General features: G+C 60.8%; 15 protein-coding genes. 4 read left to right on the plus strand and 11 right to left on the minus strand.

Going from position 1 to position 15,335, the window contains the following annotated elements; all coding sequences use genetic code 11:
• Nucleotides 1-12 precede the first annotated feature (12 nt).
• Complete coding sequence (locus ACIQWP_RS26600) at nt 13-1,038, plus strand: mechanosensitive ion channel family protein (RefSeq protein ID WP_402793972.1); 1,026 nt, start codon at nt 13-15, stop codon at nt 1,036-1,038.
• Here ACIQWP_RS26600 and ACIQWP_RS26605 read toward each other — a convergent pair.
• The 3 genes from ACIQWP_RS26605 to ACIQWP_RS26615 form a co-directional block, all read right to left on the minus strand.
• Nucleotides 1,021-1,509, minus strand: a complete 489-nt coding sequence (locus tag ACIQWP_RS26605) for an RrF2 family transcriptional regulator (RefSeq protein ID WP_402793974.1) — start codon at nt 1,507-1,509, stop codon at nt 1,021-1,023. The two genes, ACIQWP_RS26600 and ACIQWP_RS26605, sit on opposite strands and share 18 nt — an antisense overlap.
• 180 nt (nt 1,510-1,689) lie before the next feature.
• Nucleotides 1,690-2,334 (minus strand): TenA family protein, encoded by a 645-nt coding sequence (locus tag ACIQWP_RS26610; protein ID WP_402794132.1) that lies wholly within the window; start codon nt 2,332-2,334, stop codon nt 1,690-1,692.
• A gap of 5 nt (nt 2,335-2,339) precedes the next feature.
• Nucleotides 2,340-3,182, minus strand: a complete 843-nt coding sequence (locus ACIQWP_RS26615) for a BtpA/SgcQ family protein (RefSeq protein WP_402793976.1) — start codon at nt 3,180-3,182, stop codon at nt 2,340-2,342.
• A gap of 26 nt (nt 3,183-3,208) precedes the next feature.
• On the opposite strand from ACIQWP_RS26615, the gene ACIQWP_RS26620 reads away from it, so the two are divergent.
• Complete coding sequence (locus ACIQWP_RS26620) at nt 3,209-4,111, plus strand: PfkB family carbohydrate kinase (protein ID WP_402793978.1); 903 nt, start codon at nt 3,209-3,211, stop codon at nt 4,109-4,111.
• A gap of 3 nt (nt 4,112-4,114) precedes the next feature.
• Here the strand turns inward: ACIQWP_RS26620 and ACIQWP_RS26625 are convergent, their stop codons facing one another.
• From ACIQWP_RS26625 to ACIQWP_RS26655, 7 genes are all read right to left on the minus strand, one after another.
• A complete protein-coding gene (locus ACIQWP_RS26625) occupies nt 4,115-4,885 on the minus strand; it encodes a glutamine amidotransferase (protein WP_402793979.1) in 771 nt (256 codons plus the stop codon).
• Between the two features lie 19 nt (nt 4,886-4,904).
• Nucleotides 4,905-5,981, minus strand: coding sequence for a phosphotriesterase (locus tag ACIQWP_RS26630; protein WP_402793981.1), 1,077 nt, complete (start codon nt 5,979-5,981; stop codon nt 4,905-4,907).
• Entirely contained in the window at nt 5,981-6,985 is a 1,005-nt protein-coding gene (locus ACIQWP_RS26635; RefSeq protein WP_402793983.1) for an ABC transporter permease, read from the minus strand. Before ACIQWP_RS26635 ends, ACIQWP_RS26630 begins: the two co-directional genes overlap by 1 nt.
• Complete coding sequence (locus tag ACIQWP_RS26640) at nt 6,982-7,791, minus strand: ATP-binding cassette domain-containing protein (protein ID WP_402793985.1); 810 nt, start codon at nt 7,789-7,791, stop codon at nt 6,982-6,984. The genes ACIQWP_RS26635 and ACIQWP_RS26640 overlap by 4 nt, the downstream gene beginning before the upstream one ends.
• On the minus strand, nt 7,788-8,738 hold the full coding sequence (locus tag ACIQWP_RS26645) for a substrate-binding domain-containing protein (protein WP_402793986.1): 951 nt from the start codon (nt 8,736-8,738) through the stop codon (nt 7,788-7,790). The genes ACIQWP_RS26640 and ACIQWP_RS26645 overlap by 4 nt, the downstream gene beginning before the upstream one ends.
• 20 nt (nt 8,739-8,758) lie before the next feature.
• Nucleotides 8,759-9,796 carry a LacI family DNA-binding transcriptional regulator gene (locus ACIQWP_RS26650; RefSeq protein ID WP_402793988.1) on the minus strand — a complete coding sequence of 346 codons (1,038 nt, stop codon included), beginning with the start codon at nt 9,794-9,796 and terminating at the stop codon, nt 8,759-8,761.
• A 190-nt stretch (nt 9,797-9,986) separates the two neighbouring features.
• The gene (locus tag ACIQWP_RS26655; RefSeq protein WP_402793990.1) at nt 9,987-11,021 is read right to left on the minus strand and encodes a 4-hydroxythreonine-4-phosphate dehydrogenase PdxA; all 1,035 of its coding nucleotides are present in this window, start codon (nt 11,019-11,021) and stop codon (nt 9,987-9,989) included.
• 183 nt (nt 11,022-11,204) lie between these two features.
• On the opposite strand from ACIQWP_RS26655, the gene ACIQWP_RS26660 reads away from it, so the two are divergent.
• Complete coding sequence (locus ACIQWP_RS26660; protein ID WP_402793992.1) at nt 11,205-11,903, plus strand: GntR family transcriptional regulator; 699 nt, start codon at nt 11,205-11,207, stop codon at nt 11,901-11,903.
• 24 nt (nt 11,904-11,927) lie between these two features.
• Here the strand turns inward: ACIQWP_RS26660 and ACIQWP_RS26665 are convergent, their stop codons facing one another.
• The gene (locus ACIQWP_RS26665) at nt 11,928-13,403 is read right to left on the minus strand and encodes an amidohydrolase family protein (RefSeq protein WP_402793994.1); all 1,476 of its coding nucleotides are present in this window, start codon (nt 13,401-13,403) and stop codon (nt 11,928-11,930) included.
• 183 nt (nt 13,404-13,586) lie between these two features.
• Between ACIQWP_RS26665 and ACIQWP_RS26670 the strand changes: the two genes are divergently transcribed.
• Nucleotides 13,587-15,152 (plus strand): ABC transporter substrate-binding protein, encoded by a 1,566-nt coding sequence (locus ACIQWP_RS26670; RefSeq protein ID WP_402793996.1) that lies wholly within the window; start codon nt 13,587-13,589, stop codon nt 15,150-15,152.
• Nucleotides 15,153-15,335: the final 183 nt, after the last annotated feature.

The raw sequence follows: 15,335 nt of genomic DNA on the forward strand, positions 1-15,335 counted from the left end.
GTAAAGTCCGCCATGTTCGGTGAACATCATGTCCTGCCGCTTGTCCTCATCAATCTCCTGGGGTTTGCCGGCATTCTCATTTGGCACCTTCAAGGGCGCCGCCGTCCGACCGCGCGCCTGATCGTGCAGATCTCGTTCTTCCTCGGCATGAGCCTGGTGCTCTGGCTTGCCGGAATTTCGCCCTATCATCTCGACGACAGCGAACTTCGGGATGCCGGCATCTTCCTTGCCAAATCCGCGAGAATTCTATGGTGGCTTCATCTCGCATGGACGCTGATAGGCTTCGTCCATATCTACCTCACCCTCAATCGCCGGCCACACGAGGCGCATCTCCTGCAGGACCTGATTGTCGGTGTCGTCTATCTCGGTGTCGCACTATCGGTCATCGGCTTCGTCTTCGGCGCACCGATCGGCCCGCTGATTGCCACCTCCGGCGTCGTCGTCGTCATCATCGGCCTAGCCTTGCAAAACACGCTTGCCGACGTGTTTTCCGGGATCGCGTTGGCACTTGGCCGCGCCTATGTCATCGGTGACTGGGTCCAGCTCGCCGACGGCACGGAGGGACGTGTTTCGGAAACGAACTGGCGCTCCACCAATCTTTTGACCGGCAGCCACAACGTCGTCGTGCTGCCGAATAGCGTGCTTGCAAAGCAGGGGGTGACCAATCGCAGCCGCCCCGACGAGTCACATCTGATCACGCTGACGATGCGCATTGCCGCGACCCACAAGCCGCGTCTTGTCGAGGAAATCATGCTGGGGGTCCTGTCGAGTTGCGAGAGGATCGTCGGCAATCCGCCGCCGGCCGTCGCACTGAAGACGATCGATGCCATCGCCATCGAGGTCGAGCTTTTGTTTCGCGTGGCAAGCGCAGCCAGCCGCATGGCCGCCCAAAACGAGATCATCGATCTCGTCTATGAACATTGCAGGGCAAACAGCCTCGCTTTGGCAATGCCGGCCGAAAGTCTTGTCTGCATGCCACCCACGGAAACCGATGAGGAGGTCGTCCTCGTCAAGCCGCGTTCATCCGGCGCGCTCTAGCACCCATTCAAACGAGCTCTTCCATAGCTCCGGCGGAATCTCCTGCGACAGGATACCAACCAGATCGGATAGTTTGACATCGCGCAATTTCATGCGCCAAGCCTCATCGGCCTCCCACATGATGCGGGCAACCGCGCATGGGCTGCTTTCACAATAATCCTTGGGGCGGCATGGATTGTTCGCGCGTATATTGGTGCAGACGAAGGTCCGTTGCCGACCCTCGACCGCCTCGACGATCTCGAGAAAGGTAATTTCGGCCGGCGGCCTGGCCAATCGATAGCCTCCCGATGGGCCGAGCGTTGTGTGGACCAGCCCCGCCTGGGATAGCCCCTGCAGGGCCTTGGAAAGGTATTCCTTGGGAAGGCCGTGGAATTCAGCGAGCGCCTTGGTGGAGAGATAGCGACCGTCGGGCAGACCGGCAAGAATGGCGCAACAATGCAGCGCCCATTCGACTTGGCTTTTCAAGATCATAAATTCATTCCAGAAGCCGGCGGCTGCGACACATCTATCAAGGATAATAAATATCCTTATTCGATCTCAATGTAAACAAAGGCCGAGGGGCGGGTCAGTTCCGCCACCGGAGCTCCCCGACAGCCCGACCGATGACGCCGACGACAGCGGCCAAATACGCACTTCTGCTCCCCTGCGTGTCTAGGAATACGCCGCCTCGTGAAAATCGATCTCCAGGCGCTGCGCCCGACCGAAGATCGCGCTCAGCCGCTTGCGCTCGGTAGCAACCATGCTGCTGCCGGCCTCATCCAGCACCGCCTTCAGCCAGCGCGCCTGGGCCTCGAAATCGGGCTCGGCATGCAGCCCGACCCATTCCTTGAGCAGGGGATCGCTGATCACAGTCCGGTTCGCCTCTGTCGACCAGGTCCAGTACATCCATTCGGCGGCAAACATGGCCGCAATCGTATCGAGAAAGCCGCCATCGCGCGCAATTGCCAGCATTCCCTCGCGGAACGCGGCGACATCCTCACGCGCCGTGTCGTATCGAGTGGGATCAATGTCGCGTGCCGCAAAGGTCTTTTCGAAATAAGCGATCTGCTGATTGGCGAGCGCATCGAGAACGCCGATCAGCCAGCGCTTCTGCTCGATCGTATCGGCCTTGGCAGTGGCGTAGGAAAAGATCGCAATCGCGGTATCGACGAAGGCGCCTTCAAAGACGAGGTAACGCTCGAACGCGTCGTTTGGAAGACGGTCGGCCTTGATGTCCTCGACGAAGCGATGGCGAACCATCGCGTCGAAGACGTCGCGGTTCTCGTCGAGCATCTGTTCGGACAGGGTTTGCACCATAACCATCACGCCTCCAGGCCAGGCTTTGCCGCTTCGACGAAGGCTGTTACACGGGCCGGGTCCACCGGGTTCCACCAGACGCCGCCTTCCTTCAGCGAGGAGGCGACAATGACGCCATTCGTGCGCTTGAGGATCTCGACGATATTGTCCTTGGTGACGCCCGAGCCGACGAGCAATGGCAGATGCGTGGCGGCCCCGATCTCCTCGATCTCCTCGATGGTCGCGCTATTGCCCGTTCTCTGGCCGGTGGCGATCACCACATCGGCATCAAAGAACGCGAGGTCCCGCGTCAGCTCGTCGATCGTCCGGTCGGCGGTAATCGCATGTGCGCCGTGCTTCACATGGCTGTCGGCGAAGACCCTGATGTGCTCGGCGCGCAGCAGCGAGCGATAGCGCATGGCCTCGGCAGCACGTCCCTCCATGAAGCCTTCATTGGCGACATAGGCGTTTGCCCATTGATTGACGCGGATGAAGCGCGCATTGCCCGCCATGGCGATGGCAAAAGCCGGGATCGGCGCGTTGGCAAGGACATTGATGCCGAGCGGCACGTCGACGGCGCGGGCAATACGGTCGGTCACGACCGACATGAAGGCCGCGGTTTCATGGCCGATATCCTCAGGTTTCGAAAAGGGAATATCCCCGTGGTTTTCGATGATCAGGCCGTGAATTCCGCCCTTGACGAGCGCTTCCGCGTCACGAATACAGGTGTCGTAAATGGAATCCATCGCCGCACCACGATAGCGCGGAGCACCAGGGAAAGGCGGGCAATGGATCATGCCGATCAGCGCCTTGTCAGTACCGAAGATTTCCCGTATGGCGCTTGAAGCCCTATCCGATATTTGCTGCATTTCTCTTTCCTTTCTGAAAGTCTGCCATGCGTGCCTATGTCATCGGTAACGTCGCCATCGACGAAACCATATCCGTCTTGTCCATGCCCGAAGCGGGCGCCTCGATCCTTGGCCGGGAGGAAACCCGCGACCTCGGCGGCAAAGGCGCCAATCAGGCCGTCGTGATGAGCCGAACGGGCCTTCCCACGACGCTCGTCACGGCCGTCGGCGAGGATTTTCGCGCCGAGACGATCCGCGGCCAGCTTGCCGGAGAAGCGGTCGATGCGCGCCTTTTGGGGCATCCCGACCGCTCCAGCGACTTCTCCATCATCTTCACGACGCCAGACGGCGAAAACGCCATCGTGACCACGACAGCCTCCGCCGAGGCAATGACGCTTGCCGAGGCGCTTGCACCGCTTGAGGACGCCGCGACCGGCGACCTGGTGGTGCTGCAGGGCAATCTCAGCGAAAACGTCACCCGCGGCATTCTTGCCGAGGCCAGACGCCGCCGCCTGACGACCGCCTTCAACCCGTCCCCACTGCGGCCCTACTTCGCCGAGCTCTGGCCCTTGATCGACATCGCCTTTCTCAACAAGGGCGAGGCCGAAAGCCTGACCGGTTCCTCCGGCGAGGCCGCCATTCACCGCCTGGCCGAAGCCGGCGTCGCGCAGATCGTCCTGACCCTTGGCGGCAATGGCGCGATCCTTGCCAACGGCAACCGGGTGCTTGCGACGGTTCCGGCGCTCTCCACCGAGGTCATCGACACCACGGGCGCCGGCGACACCTTCATGGCCGTCGCACTCGCCTCGGCCGCGCTGAGAGGCACGCCACTCGACCCGCGGGCCATCCGTCACGCGACCGCGGCCGCCGCCATCACCGTCAGCCGCCGGGGGACGCGCTCGGCCTTCCCCAGCAGCAGTGACCTCGCCCGCATCCTGGCTGGCGAATAAAGGCTATTTCTCCTCCGTCAGCCAACCGAGAATGTTCTTCCAAAGACGCCCGTAGCCTTCCCATTCGCAAAAGGCCGGCGACAGCCAGTGAGGACCGATATCGGACGTCCAGGCGGCTGTCCGGCCCTTGCCGAACCGGCCGGTCACCAGGAGCGGATGTCCGCCTTCGTCATCCGGCAGGCGGGCGACGACTTCGACGTCGTCGCGCTTGCGTACTTCGACTTCGTTGACGCCGAGAAGCAAGGGCCATTCGCTTGGGATACCGGCGACGGTGGCGTGATCGGATTTGACGATCACAGGTGTCGTTCCCTCGGGGATTTCGACACGGTCGTCATAGGGCAGGCACGTCACCGGCAACACGTCCTCGACAGCGGTGCGGCGCCACCGAGCCTTGCCATCGATCCCCTGGAAGGAAAAATAGCCGCCGACCATCAACAGGCCACCGCCCTTTTCGACCCAGGCCTTCAAGAGTTTCAATCGGTTCGGGACAGTCTTCGAATGCAGCCAGACCGCCGGCGGAAGCAGCAGCGAATTGGCGCCGATATCGGAAAGAATGATGGCGTCATAGGCGTCGAGCCCCGCCATGTCGAAGGGCAATTGTTCGACGGCTTCATGGGCCGGCATGTAAGTGAGCTCGTACTCACTGCCGGCAAGCGCCTTGACGAGCGGCTCGGCGCCAAGGTGAAAGGTGACGCTTCCAAACTGGTCGAAGCCCTTATAGTGCGTGGCGGAACTGACCCAGCTCTCGCCGACGAGAAGAACCTTCTTTGTCATGATGTTTCCATTTCTTATTTTATGGAGTTGTGGCGGCCTCGAAGACCGACCTCGGATTGGCGCGCATGAGGATGTCGAGCGTTGTATCGTCCAGTCCGTGGCGCTTCAGGCGCGGCAGGAAATGACGCAGGACATAGGCGTAGCCATTGCCCCCATAGTGCTTGAGCATCATCTTCAAAAACACGTCGTGGGATAGAAGCAGCCGGTCGCGATGTCCCATTTCGACGAGCTTGACGAGCGCGCGCGCTGCCTCTTCGTCGCTTGGGCATTGCACCTGCTGATCGGCATAGAAGAGGTCCATGCCGATCATGTCGTATTCGAGGAAGGCACCGCGTGCGGCAAGTTCCGACTGATAGGTGAGATCGTCATGCGACGGGTTCATGTGGCAAAGCACCGTATGCCTGAGATCGCCGCCTTCCGACGCCACGACATCGAGAACCTTGTGGCCAAGGCGATACCAGCCCGGAAGGTGAACCATCAGCGGCAGGCCGGTGCGCACATGCGCTTCAGTGGCGCCCCGCAGCGATTTCTCTTCCTCGTCGGTAAAATCGGAGGAGACGCCGATCTCGCCGATGAGGCCGATCTTCACATCCGTACCGTCGGCGCCGACGGTTGCCTCGGACACGATCTCGTCGGCGATCTGAGCCGCCGACATCCCCGCAACCCTTTCGGGATGCGACGAGCCGAGGTAGAAGCCGGCTCCCATGACGATGTTCAGCCCCGTCGCCTTGGAGATCCGCCGCAGAGCCAGAGGATCACGGCCAATGCCCTGGCATGTGGGTTCGACGACTGTGCGGCCGCCGAGCCCGGCAAAGTCCTTGAGCTCCGTCACCGCAAGCTTTTCGTCATCCAGCGTGATGTTGTGCTTGTTGACGAAAGGGTCCTGCCGCAGCTCGCCAAGGATCTCCATGCAGACGAAGCTTTCCGCAAGATATTGGCGTTCGGGCGTCTTCGGCGCATGCCACCAGCAACGGCAATCATTGAGAATATGCTCGTGCATCAGGGTGATGCCGATGTCGGAGACCGGTATCGGTCCCGAGACGGTCATCACTTGTCCGGACCGAACGTGACCGGGAGAAAGCTCATCTGTTGCCATCAGCTCTTCCTCCTGCCCGCCAGCCGGAAGTTGGTGGTGAAGATGCGCGTGTTCAGCCAGATGGCGATCAGGATGATTGCCCCCGTGACGATCTGGGTGAAGAAGGGCGAGATATGCATCAGGATGAGGCCATTGCCGATGACGGCGATGGTCATGGTGCCAAGCACTGTCCCGATCATCGTCCCACGACCGCCCATCAACGACGTGCCGCCAAGAACGACGGCGGCAATGACCTGAAGCTCGAAGCCGACGGCCGCATTCGACGAACCGGAGCCGAGACGCGCGGCAATCAGAAGACCGGCCAGTGCCGATGCAACGCCCGAGACCAGATAGACGGAAGCGACGATCCATTTGGCAGGCATGCCGACGCGACGCGCCGCTTCCATGTTCGATCCCACCGCCACGATCTGCCGTCCGTATTTGGTCACGGCCATGATGACGTAACCCACAATCGCCACCAGGATGGCAATCAGCGCCGGAACAGGAAAGCCGGCCAGTTCGCCGCGCCCCAGATAGAAGAAGCCAGGTACATCGTTGATCGGAATGGAATAGCCCTGGGTCAGGTAGAGTGCCACGCCGCGCAATATGGAAAGACCAGCAAGGGTGACGATGAAGGCAGGAATGTTCTGATAGGCGATGAACCAACCCTGCAACAGGCCAATGATGCCGCCGAAGGCGAGCATGCCAATCGACACGATCGGCCAGGGTATACCTGTCGCCAATGTGATGGCAGCGACCGCATTGATAAGAGCCAGCATGGAGCCGACAGAAAGATCTATCCCGCCTGTTACGATCACCAGCGTCATGGCAATCGCCACGACGAGGATGGGAGCGGCCTGACGCACGATGTTGAGGATGTTGCCCATCGTCATGAAGGTCGTGGTCGTCAGCGAAAAGAAGACCAGGCACGCCAGGAAAAAGAAGGCGATCGACAGGACCTGGGCGTTTTCACCCAGGAAATCCGCGATCGGCGAGCCCTTGTTGCGTTCGGTATAGACGGTCAATGTCTTTCTCCCCCGACGATGAGCTTGACGAGATCCTCAAGATTGGTCTTGCCGATGTCGCGCTCCGCAACCTTGGTGCCTTCATACATGACGGCGATCCGGTCACAGACCCTGAAGAGATCCTGCAGGCGATGGGTGATGAGAACGACCGATACGCCGGTTGCCTTGACCCGGTTGATGAGCGACAGGACGGCCTCCACTTCGGCGACGGCAAGCGCCGATGTCGGCTCGTCCATGATCAGCACCTTGGGGCTGAACGAGGCGGCTCGCGCAATCGCGATCGCCTGGCGCTGGCCGCCTGAAAGCTTCTCGACCTTGGCCGAGAGACGCGGAATGCGGATCTCCAGCGCATCCAGCATCTTGCGGGCCTCGGTCAGCATTTTCTGACGATCTAGGAAGGGGCCCCTGGTGATTTCGCGCCCGAGGAAGAGATTGCCGACGACGTCGACATGGTCGCAGAGGCTCAGATCCTGGAAGACCATTTCGATGTGGCGATCACGCGCATCCGCCGGGCCGGAGAAGCGGATCTCCTCGCCATTCAGCGAAATGGTGCCCTCATCCGGCAGATAGGTGCCGGAGATGATTTTTGTAAGCGTAGACTTACCGGCGGCATTGTCGCCAACGAGGCCGAGGCACTCGCCGGGGAAAAGATCGAGATCGACGCCGCGCAGCGCCTGATGCGAGCCGAAGGTCTTGCGAATGCCGCGCAGCGATACGGCTGGCGTCGGAGCGGACGTGCCGGAGGAATGCCGGGAGGCTTGCGCCTCCCCGGCTCCGGCATAAACAGGCCGGTTTTCCGTCATCATTTGAAGACGGCCCGGTACGGGTCGACGTTCTGCTTCGTCACGATCGTAATCGGCACGGAGATGCTCTTCTCGACGCTTTGTCCGGCACTGAGTTTCGCCAAGGTTTCGACGGCTGCCTTGCCCTCGCCGGACGGGTCCTGCTGGACGACGGCGACGACATAACCCTGATCGAGGCCTGCGATCGCCTGTGCGGTCAGATCCCAGCCGAAGACCTTGATGCTGTCCTGCTTGCCCTGGCTCTGCACAGCGGCGATTGCGCCGAGCAGCGCCGGCTCGCCAGTCGCATAGATCGTCGTCATGTCAGGATTGCCGGTGATGAGATTTTCTGCAGCGGAAAGGGCATTGTCCTGGATATTCTGGCCATCGACAACGCCGACCGTTTCAATGCCGCCACCTTTGATTGCGTCCTCGAAGCCCTTCTGGCGGAGATTCTGAATATAGGAGTTCAAGGCGCCGACGATGCCGACCTTGGCCTTGCCGCCCATGTTCTTCTTCACGTAGTCGAGGTAATAGGCGCCGATATCGGCGCCGGCCTTGCCATTGTCGACACCGATCTGCGACTTCTGCGGGCCTTCAGGCAGAACGGCATCGATGGCGACAACCGGAATGCCGGCGTCCGAGGCCTGCTTGACGGCCGGCATGATGCCATTGACGTCGATGGCTACGACGATCAGGCCGTCGACCTTTTGCTGGATATAGGTCTCGATGGCGCTGTTCTGCGCGCTGGCGTCATTGTTGGCGTTGAAGATGACGAGCTTGTCGCCCGAGGCATCTGCGGCCTTCTGAGCACCCTCATTGATCTGGTTGAAGAAAAGGGCCTGCTGGTTGATCTGCACCAGTGCATAGGTCTTGCCGGCCGCATGCGCGAGCGGCGCTGCCAAGGTCATGCCCGCAAGCGCGGTAAAGGCAAGGGCGGCGTTAAACGCCCGACGTCTGATCTGCTTCATGTTCTCATCCTCTGGTTTGGTTATCGTTGCTTGTTATATGTCGAAGGCGGTGCAACGGATTTCCGCACGACGATTTCGACTGGCACGAGTTCCTCGGTGGCGAGCGCCTCGCTTTCCTGCCAGTTGGTCTCAAGAAGAAGGGATAGGGCGCGCTGCCCGATGGTGCGCACCGGCTGCCGGATCGCCGTCACAGGCGGCGCAAAAAGGTGGAGAGGGCTGACGTCATCGAAGCCAATGAGGGAAAGGTCCTCGGGGATCGAAATCCCCTTTTCCCGCAGGACCTCGATCATGCCGATTGCGATTTCGTCGGAGCTCGCGAAGATCGCCGTTGCGGGCATACCCTCCTCAAGGAAGCGCCGCGCCATGTCTCGTCCGCAGGCAATGGTATATTCGCCGCTATAGCGGCGGACCGTAGCGTCGTCGCCGAAGCGTTCCCGCAGCCCCTCGCACAGTCCGTTGAAGCGCCGCTGCGTGCTGATCATGGCATCGGGGCCACCGACGTAGAGCACATGCCGATGCCCGAATTCCGCCAGATGCCGGCCGGCGAGCTGGCCGCCCTGGAAATTGTCGCAGAAGAGTTTTGGGACGGCGGCGAGCGGTACGTCTTCATCGACGACGATGACCTTGCCCGTACGATTGATGAGCGCCGCAAGCTCGCCGTCGTCGGGGTGGTTGGTGACGAAGACCAGGCCGTCGACGTGATTGTGTTCGATCAATCTGAGATATGCGACTTCGCGGCCGGTGCGGTTGAGCGTCGCATAGAGCGACACGACCAGCCCCCGGTCGTTGGCCTCCTCTTCGATGGCGGCAACCATCGTCGCAAAGAACGGGTTGGCGATATCGGGCACCACCAGACCGATCGTGTCGGAACGACCGCGGCTCAGGCGCCGCGCATGCGGGTTCGGCTGATATTTGAGGGATGCAATCGCCTCGTCGATGCGTTGCTTGGTGGCGGCCGGCAGATCGAGCGAACCGTTCAGCATGCGCGAGACAGTCGCCACCGATACGCCGGCGGCTTTCGCCACATCCTTCAAACCCGAAGTCCGTTCGTTCACCATGTTTTGTAAACCGCTTTAGTAAACCGCTTTACCGATCGTGATCGACAATCCAAAATCTGTCAAGCATCGCAGAGGCGACGCCGCATGATTCACTCAGTGATGGAAAACAGCGTCCGCGAACACGCCAGGGACGTCGTGACGTGTTTGGCAAAGATCGTCAGTGGCCGATACCATATCCCGCCTTGATCGATCAAAGCCGGGCGGATGCCGCCTTGCCCTGCGCCGCCATGCGCGCCGCCAGCAGGACGGCCTCTTCGCTGGCGCCGACATTGGCGATGCCCTTGCCGGCAATATCGTAGGCCGTTCCATGCGCTGGCGTGCAGACAGGAAACGGCAAGCCCCCGAGCATCGTCACGCCGCGATCGAAACCCATCATCTTCATCGCGATCTGGCCCTGGTCGTGATACATGGTCAGCACGGCGTGGAAGCCGCGCTTCAATGCCGTCAGGAATACGGTATCGGCAGGAAACGGCCCCTCGACCTGCCAGCCCTTGTCGATGGCTCTGGCAACGGCCGGCTCGATGATGTCGATTTCCTCCATCCCGAAGCTGCCGCCATCACCCGCATGTGGATTGAGCCCGGCAACGGCGATCTTGGGTTCGGTGATCCCCGCCTGGATTAGGCATGTCCGTGTCAGATCGAGCTCGGCGAGAATGGCTTCCTCGGAAATGTGGGAGGCAACGGCGGAAAGCGGAATATGCGACGTCACGCGCGCATTCCAGATCTGCTCCAACACATTGAATTCCCGCATCTTCTGCCGAAACTGCAAGACGTCGGCGATGAAGCGTATCTCGTCGTCATATCCCGGATAGGCAAGGCGCATGGCCTTCTTGTTGAAGGGCGTGAAGCATACCGCATCCACCTTGCCGTCACGGCCAAGCTCGAGGGCATTGCGGAAGTTTTCAACGGCAAAGCGACCGCCGATCAGAGCCGCCTCGCCCTTGCGCACATCGGCAGGCGACAGGTTGCCGAGATCCAGGAAGGCGTGCGCCGTCACCGTCTGCAGGCCGACATCGCTCAAGGACACCGACTGCAGCTCTGGAATTACACCCGCAGCCGTCGCGCCATCGTTCAGAATCCGACGATCGCCGATAACCACCAGCCGCGCCGCCTCGTTCACCCGCTTGGAGACAAGCAGCCGGGCCGCCAATTCCGGGCTGATGCCGGCAGGATCGCCCATGGCAAGGGCAATGAGGGGACGCTGAGCCATGCGCGTGTCATCCATTTTGGCTACTCGATCCGGAGTTGATGAGGCGACGCTATCGGAGCGACGGGGCAGCGTCAAGCATTCTGTATACAGAATACAAAATGTAAAAAACGACACATTGGCGATCCTGGACTGGACAGCCATGGGTGGAAAAGATACGTCCAGAACGACGTCGTCACTTTTGAAGACTGGGGGATGGACATGGTTGCAGGCTCCGACCCGCTTCCGAGCGAACCGGCTGCATCGGCCAGCGGCTCCGGCCCGATTGCGCGCGTGTCGCTTCACGATGCAGTCGTCAATCGGCTGCGCGACATGATCATCGAGGGTGAACTGCCGCCGGGCTCCCGCATTCATGAAACTCAGATCGGCCAACGTCTCGGCGTCTCGCGCACACCGTTACGCGAAGCGATAAAGTTCCTCGCCAGCGAGGGTTTGGTCGAGCTTGTCCCGAGTCGCGGCGCGGTCGTGCGCCAGTTCAGCGCCAAGGACATCAAGGACATGCTGCTTGTCCTCCGGACCCTTGAGGTTCTGGCGGGCCGCCTCGCCTGCGAGCGCGCGACCGACGCGCAGATTGCCGGCATCCGGTCCCTGCACGACCAAATGCTTGGCCATTACCGTGAGCGCAAGCGTATGGAATACTACAAGCTGAACCAGAGCATTCACTCGGCCATCGTTACACTTTCCGACAATGAACCGCTGGCCTATACCCATGCCATGCTGCAGGGCCGTCTGAAACGGGTGCGGTTCGTTGGGCACGAGGGCGAAGAGAATTGGGCCAAGGCGATCGAAGAGCATGAACGCATGATCGCAGCTCTCGAAGCGCGCGACGCCGATCGTCTGGCGAAGATCATCGAACAACATCTGTCGGCCGCCTGGGAGCGGGTCGAAGCCTTCGTTTGAGGACGCCCGGCGATATGATTTCTCTCAGCAGTCAGGCGCCAGCGGCGGCAACACCGGCTCGGTGAACGTGCGCTGCAGTTTTCCCCAGCCGGGATCGTGCATATGGGCCTGCAGGCCGGCCCGCTCGACGAGGGCAAGCGCCTCCCGCTGACCGAAATCGAGGGCCGCTTCGGTGTCGACCGTCAGCACCTTGCCGGCTTCCATCAGCACCTTCCCGTCGACGATCACGGTATCGACATCGCTTCCGAGCACCTGATGGACAAGGCGGTGAACCGGCATCCAGTTGGGCATCAGATGCGGCTTGCGCATGTCGATGATGGCAATATCGGCCTTCTTGCCAACTTCGAGCGATCCGATTTCATGATCCATGCCGATGACCTTGGCGGCATCGATGGTGATCATTTCGAAGATCTTGCCCGGCGGCAGCAGATAGCGATCGTGGTTGTGCAGGATATGCTGTGTCGATTGGGCCAGTCTGGCGGTCTGGAACATGTCGAAATGGCGGCTTGGGGCGGCGCCGTCCGAGGTGATCGCCAGTGGGATGCCTCTGGCCATCATCTCAAGGGCCGGCGTGGAACGGCCGGGCGGCGCGTGAGTGACGTTCGTGCCGGTCTCGGCCAGAATATCCATCTCCTCATGCGAAATGCCCCAGCAATGCTGTAGATGGATATCGGGGCCGAGGAGAGCATTTTCCTTGTCCTGGAATGCCATGCGGATCTGCCCGGCAAAGGCGTCGGAGTGGATGCGCACGCCCCATTTGCGCGCCGTTTCCCGAACTCTGCGGGCTTGCATGCGATCGTTCCCCGTCAGGCTAACGGCCTGATCCGGGGTCGAGGCTTTGGAAGGCTCGACCGAGGGGACGATGGTAAAAGGCGTCAGGAAGACGCGAATGCGCCCGCCGGCGCCACCATCAAGCGCCTCGATCACCGCTTCCGAGCCTTCGATCATCTCCTCGAAGCTGACGTTCCGGCGTTCGGGCCTACCGCTCTCCCACCGGGTGACGGGATGCGGCCAGGGCAGGCCCGACGGACCGACGCAGACGATCTCGCGCAGGCCGATTTCGCCATAGGCGCGTGCATGATTGATGGCAAAGACGGGATCGTCGCTGCGCGGCATCGAGGTGATGATGCTGGCACCCGTCGTCACACCGGCGTGCAGCCGCTCGAGCCCCGACACTAGCCCGTCCGCATACCAGAAGTCGCGCGTGACATAATGATAATAGGTCGGCGTGACGACACGCATCCAGATGGCGTTGGTGTCGGCGGCAATGCTGCGGATCAGCGCATGGCCGGCATGCCCATGGGCATCGATGAGACCGGGAATGACCACCTTCCCGCGGCAGTCGATCACCCTCTTGTCCGCATGACGCGGCATCAGCTCCGCAGCAGCACCGATCTCGACGATCCGATCCGCCGAGATCGCCAGCCCACCATCCTCGATGATGCGGCGTTCTTTGTCGACGGTGACGATCGTTCCGTGCAGCAGAAGCAGGCCTTCCATGTTTTCCTCCCGTGATTCGGCAACTCGGCCTGGCGCCGATTTGCGTGATTTTTGGATACGATAATTGTCAACAATTTAATTGACAATACTGAATGTCGCATCGATACTCCCGGGCAAATTGGGACAGCCCAAAGGATCAGGGCTCATGGGATCAGGGTCCGGAAATAACAAAGGGAGGAACACATGCTTCGTTTCAAACAGATCATCATTGCCGCGTTGGCAGCCGCGGCCATCGCAGCACCGGCCGACGCCGCCACATTGCGCTGGGGCAGCCGGGCAGACATCTATTCGTTGGACCCGGATTCGGTGCCGTCCACATCGAATCTCGCTTTCCTGAACCATATCTACGAAGGGCTCGTTCGCTACGATACGAACTTCAAGATCGAGCCGGCGCTCGCCACCGATTGGAAGCAGATCGACAGCAAGCACTGGCGCTTCACGCTGCGTCAGGGTGTGAAGTTCCACAATGGTGCGGATTTTACCGCCGATGATGTCGTGGCATCGTTCAAGCGCGCATCCGATCCGGCCTCGCCGCTGCGCGGCAACATCCCGCTCTATGTCGGCATCCAGAAAGTCGACGATCACACGGTCGACATCGAAGTCTCGGCGCCGACCTCGCTGTTTCTGAACGACATCACCAATATCTTCATGTTCAACGCCCAGTGGCTGAAGGACAATAATAGCGAGAAGCCGACCGACTTCGCCTCGAAGGTCGAAGGCTTCACGACTATGCACACCAACGGCACCGGGCCATTCAAGCTCGAAAGCCGCGTGCCCGACGCCAAGACGGTGCTGGTCGCCAATGCCGGCTGGTGGGACCAGAAGAAGCACAATCTCGACCGCATCGAGTTCGTGCCGATCACCTCGGCCGCGACACGCGTCGCGGCTCTTCTCTCCGGCGAGATCGACTTCATCGATTCCGCCCCGATCCAGGATCTGCCTCGCCTGGAATCCACGCCCGACATTACCGTGAAGAAGCGCACGGAGCTGCGTACCGTCTTCGTCGCCTTCAATCGCAAGGAGAAATTGGAGGACGGACGTCCCAATCCGTTTAATGACTTGCGCGTGCGTCAGGCCTTTGAAGCCTCCATCGACCGCGACCTGATCAACAAGAAGGTGATGCGCGGCCTGGCACGGCCATCCGGTTCGCTGATCGCTCCGGAAATCTCCGGCTACGCTAAAGAACTCGACACCTACAACCAGGCCGATTCGAAGCTCGCACAGAAGCTTCTGGAGGACGCCGGCCAGAAGGGCCTTGCCTTCACCTACATGTGCATGAACGACGAGAGCATCAACGAAGAGGATATCTGCTCCGGCATCGCCAACATGCTGAAGCGCGGCGGTTTCCAGCCGAGCATCGATATCGCACCGCGTGCGGTGCAGACGGCCAAGCGCAGCAATGGCAAGGCCGATGTCTTCAATCTGAGCTGGGCAAACGAGCCGACGCTCGACGCCTATTCGCTCCTCTCCCAGGTCCTGTCGACGCGCAGTGGCGCCATGGGCGTCTCCAACTATGGCGGCTGGTCGAATCCGGATCTGGACAAGCTGGTAGCGCAGGCAGCACAGGAGCCGGACAACGACAAGCGTCTGGCGCTCGAAGCACAGGCCTTGAAGATCGCCAAAGACCAGGCCATGCTCATTCCGCTTCACCAGCAGCCCATCGCCTGGGCCGTGCTGAAGAAGGTGAAGAGCATCGACTTCCGCGCCGACAACAAGCCACGTCTCTGGCTGACGCAGATGGCCGAATAGTCGCCATCATACCCTTCCACCGAATGATGACAGAGCGCTTCGCATATCGCGAAGCGCTCTTTTTATTGGCCGCCCTATCTCACCGAATGGAAGACTTCAGTGCGCAGCTTCGCCCTGCGGATGCCCGCTTTGATTGAGTGATCTGGCAGCGATGCCGCTTATGGCCGAACCTCGGTGGATCAG

The organism is Rhizobium sp. NPDC090279, from assembly GCF_044769665.1.
Classification (GTDB): domain Bacteria; phylum Pseudomonadota; class Alphaproteobacteria; order Rhizobiales; family Rhizobiaceae; genus Rhizobium.

Bases quoted from the DNA above. Each gene is read 5' to 3' on its own strand.
- ACIQWP_RS26600 (WP_402793972.1), top strand. From the start codon at position 13: ATGTTCGGTGAACATCATGTCCTGCCGCTTGTCCTCATCAATCTCCTG.
- ACIQWP_RS26605 (WP_402793974.1), bottom strand. From the start codon at position 1,509: ATGATCTTGAAAAGCCAAGTCGAATGGGCGCTGCATTGTTGCGCCATT.
- ACIQWP_RS26610 (WP_402794132.1), bottom strand. From the start codon at position 2,334: ATGGTGCAAACCCTGTCCGAACAGATGCTCGACGAGAACCGCGACGTC.
- ACIQWP_RS26615 (WP_402793976.1), bottom strand. From the start codon at position 3,182: ATGCAGCAAATATCGGATAGGGCTTCAAGCGCCATACGGGAAATCTTC.
- ACIQWP_RS26620 (WP_402793978.1), top strand. From the start codon at position 3,209: ATGCGTGCCTATGTCATCGGTAACGTCGCCATCGACGAAACCATATCC.
- ACIQWP_RS26625 (WP_402793979.1), bottom strand. From the start codon at position 4,885: ATGACAAAGAAGGTTCTTCTCGTCGGCGAGAGCTGGGTCAGTTCCGCC.
- ACIQWP_RS26630 (WP_402793981.1), bottom strand. From the start codon at position 5,981: ATGGCAACAGATGAGCTTTCTCCCGGTCACGTTCGGTCCGGACAAGTG.
- ACIQWP_RS26640 (WP_402793985.1), bottom strand. From the start codon at position 7,791: ATGATGACGGAAAACCGGCCTGTTTATGCCGGAGCCGGGGAGGCGCAA.
- ACIQWP_RS26645 (WP_402793986.1), bottom strand. From the start codon at position 8,738: ATGAAGCAGATCAGACGTCGGGCGTTTAACGCCGCCCTTGCCTTTACC.
- ACIQWP_RS26650 (WP_402793988.1), bottom strand. From the start codon at position 9,796: ATGGTGAACGAACGGACTTCGGGTTTGAAGGATGTGGCGAAAGCCGCC.
- ACIQWP_RS26655 (WP_402793990.1), bottom strand. From the start codon at position 11,021: ATGGATGACACGCGCATGGCTCAGCGTCCCCTCATTGCCCTTGCCATG.
- ACIQWP_RS26660 (WP_402793992.1), top strand. From the start codon at position 11,205: ATGGTTGCAGGCTCCGACCCGCTTCCGAGCGAACCGGCTGCATCGGCC.
- ACIQWP_RS26665 (WP_402793994.1), bottom strand. From the start codon at position 13,403: ATGGAAGGCCTGCTTCTGCTGCACGGAACGATCGTCACCGTCGACAAA.
- ACIQWP_RS26670 (WP_402793996.1), top strand. From the start codon at position 13,587: ATGCTTCGTTTCAAACAGATCATCATTGCCGCGTTGGCAGCCGCGGCC.